Raw genomic sequence first — 1,010 nt, 5'->3', positions numbered from 1 at the left:
CTAGATGAATGAGTCCAAGGGTTCGCCTGCGGACATGGGGCGAGGGCGTCCAATGTCAGTGTGTGAAGACAGACCTAGACACCCTCGCAACGGCACTCTATGCCCGGATCGACGACGAGTTGAAGGCTTCGCCGTGGTTGGCTCCTTACCGCCCCACGGTCGGGATTTCCCCCACGCTCAGTGACGCCGAACTGGTCACCCTCGCGGTCATGTCTGCGCTGCTCGGTTACACCTCCGAGCGGCGCTGGCTGCGCCGCGTCGGGCGGGACTTCGGCCATCTCTTCCCCTACGTGCCCCAGCAGTCCGGCTACAGCAAGCGGCTGCGCGCCGCGTCCGCGCTGCTCACCAGCATGATCCGGATCCTGGCGGTCGATACCTCGCTGTGGAGCGATGACGTGTGGCTGGTCGACTCCACGCCGGTCGGCTGCGGCTGTTCGCGGGAGACGGCCAAGCGCTCGAATCTGGCGGGCTGGGCCGAGTACGGCTACTGCGCGTCGCACTCCCGGTACTTCTGGGGGCTACGGCTGCACCTGGTGTGCACGCCCGGCGGCCTGCCGATCCTGTTCGCGCTCACCGGCGCGAAGGCCGACGAACGCGAGACGCTGCGCGACATGCTCGACACCGCGCCCGACGTCACCGCTTCCCACCCGGGCCAGACGATCATCGGCGACAAGAACTACTACGGCCGCGCGTTCGAGCACGACCTCACCGAGCGTCATCTGCAGTTGCTGCGGCCGGCCCGCAAGGGAGAGACCGCACGGGCCGGAGCGCACCTGTTCAAGCCGCTGCGTCAGGTCATCGAGTCGATCAACCAGACCTTCAAGGGACAGCTCGACCTGGAACGACACGGCGGCAAGAGCCCTGCAGGGGTGACGGCCCGCGTCCTGTGCCGGATCCTCGCTCTCACAGCGGCGATATGGCACAACGACAAGACCGGACAGTCGATCAAGCGGTCACTGACTGCCTATGATCACTGACTGCAACGACACTCCTTGGACTCATTCATCTAG

The 1,010-nt window shown here is 65.7% G+C and carries 1 protein-coding gene; it reads left to right on the top strand.

From position 1 onward, the window contains the following. The first annotated feature begins 62 nt into the window (after nt 1-62). Nucleotides 63-977, top strand: coding sequence for an IS982 family transposase (locus F8568_RS46445; RefSeq protein WP_151600553.1), 915 nt, complete (start codon nt 63-65; stop codon nt 975-977). Nucleotides 978-1,010: the final 33 nt, after the last annotated feature.

Source organism: Actinomadura physcomitrii, from assembly GCF_008923205.2.
Lineage (GTDB): Bacteria > Actinomycetota > Actinomycetes > Streptosporangiales > Streptosporangiaceae > Spirillospora > Spirillospora physcomitrii.
The sequence above is the reverse complement of the archived record's forward strand: the minus strand, read 5'-3'. Positions and strand labels throughout refer to the sequence as shown.